A 2059-nucleotide genomic window follows, 5' to 3' on the forward strand; every position below is an offset into this window, starting at 1 on the left:
CTTTATTACTTAAAATAAGTAACTTACACCAACTACACAAACGAATAATGTCTTCAGATACCTCTAAAGTGGATAATAAATTATGAGATAAGCTGTCAATTTCAATATCAGGACATACAGATTTCAATAAATTTAATCTCACTTTTTCCGCATAATTGTTTTGTTCATTTTTCCCCTTTGTAGAAGCCTGATTAGGATGAATTCTATATAATAATAAAACATCATTTAATAATTTGAAGCTTCCAATATTTACTACTCTAGACCACAGCTCGTAATCTTGAGCTTTTTTAAAATCCTCATTATATTCCAACTTATTCCTTATAAGAAAATCTTTTCTAATCATAACTGTTGGATGAATAATTGGTTTATTTTCGAATATTAAATTTGCTTTTATTCTATCAGAATCCCAACTTCCCTTTGTTTCACCCTCAAGTGATCCCAGAAAGCGAACGTGCGTAGATAATACATCCGTATTTGTATTCTCCATATATATAACTTGCTTCTCAAACCTATGCGGAAGGCTAATATCATCCGCATCCATTCTAGCAATATATCGACCTTTACTTATTCTTATACCTCTATTTAAAGACCATGCTAAGCCCTTGTTTTCATTGTTTTTCAAATAAACAATCCTATGATCGTTGTATCCAAAAATAATATTTCTTATATCCATCGTAGAAAAATCATCAATGATTATAAATTCAAAGTCACTAAAAGTTTGACAAAGTATACTATCAATAGCCTCTTTTAAATAAATTTCTGGAGTATTATAAACGGACATTATAACACTAATTGTTGGATCATTATTCATCTGAATTTAACACCCTCAATTATATTTTTAATGTATTAACTAAGCTTTCTTAACTAGTTTATACAATAATATAAACAATACATATGGAATGACTAACTGAAATAAGAGATTTCTAGGTATTGCAGTAAATGAATCACGAATAGTCCATAAAACAATATTTAGAAAAGTTGCCGAAGCAGCAATGACAAAAAACTTATTTTGATTAAATGCTCTTTGAGTACTGTTAGAAAAAGAGGCAAAAAGATAACCAAAAATTAATCCTAATACTACGCCATACCAACCAAAATTGTAGTAAAACTCACCAATATAAGATCCTCCAATTCCAGTAACTTCTAGCGATAATAGATAGTTGGGAGAGGCAAGTTTTACCGAATCACCTAGAATTCCATTTACATTTGGTAGTAACGTTAAAAGTGATGCTAAGTAAGAGCTCCCAAATCCAAAATTCAAAGTCCTAGGAATGAGATCGATATATAATTCTACTGTATATAATGTCCCTCCAAATTCACTAATAGACTGTAGTATAGGATTTTGAGTCAATAAATAATTTAATACATCACTTAAATCAAATCTACTTGTGGAATCTCTATTTGCTACAGCTAGAGATAATATTGAAGTAACGACCATACTAAAAACACTTAATGTCAGGAACCTTTTAAAGTCTAATTTTGAAAATATTTTGATATATAACCAAACTAGAACAACAATAAAAATCATTTCGTATCCACGTTGACCGATTATTGATAATTTAACTAAACTATAAAGAATATTTATTACGACCATAATTCTAGCTAGTGTTGGCTTTTTCTTAAAGCTGACCAACAAGAAAAGTATAGATGGTTTATACATTCGAGATAAGTCATCCCATAAACCCGTATTAATATCTAGTTGATAAACTGCAGTATAACCACCATTTAGTGCTGCTCTGATATAACCACTATCGAATTTTATCATCGGGTAAATTGAGACTATTAACATTAAGATACCAATTCCACGAGTTAGTAGAAATTGTTTTGACTCTCCAATTTTTTCTGCACCGGCTATTTCCTTGATAGGATATCTTTTTTGTTTTAAGGCATATAATAAAGCCCCTGAGTGAAACAAAAAAATAGATATTGTACAATATAAAATAGATTTTAATACAATCCGCTCTGGCATGATTTCGATTACATTAGCTCTAATCTTAGCGTCTATTACATAAGCACCTAGCCCAATACTATGCAGAATAATTTGACCAAAGTGAAAAAT

Annotated in this window: 2 protein-coding genes; both read right to left on the bottom strand. The window is 29.9% G+C overall.

Translation table 11 applies throughout. The features are described from left to right. A partial coding sequence (locus tag V7266_RS30220; protein ID WP_335472966.1) for a glycosyltransferase family 2 protein occupies window positions 1-811 on the bottom strand: 811 nt, incomplete at its 3' end. Window positions 812-850: 39 nt separating this feature from the next. Then, window positions 851-2059: O-antigen polysaccharide polymerase Wzy (wzy, locus tag V7266_RS30225; RefSeq protein ID WP_335472967.1), on the bottom strand; the 1209-nt coding region annotated here is incomplete at its 5' end.

The sequence above is a fragment of the Neobacillus drentensis genome, from assembly GCF_036965645.1.
GTDB classification, from domain to species: domain Bacteria; phylum Bacillota; class Bacilli; order Bacillales; family Cytobacillaceae; genus Neobacillus; species Neobacillus drentensis_D.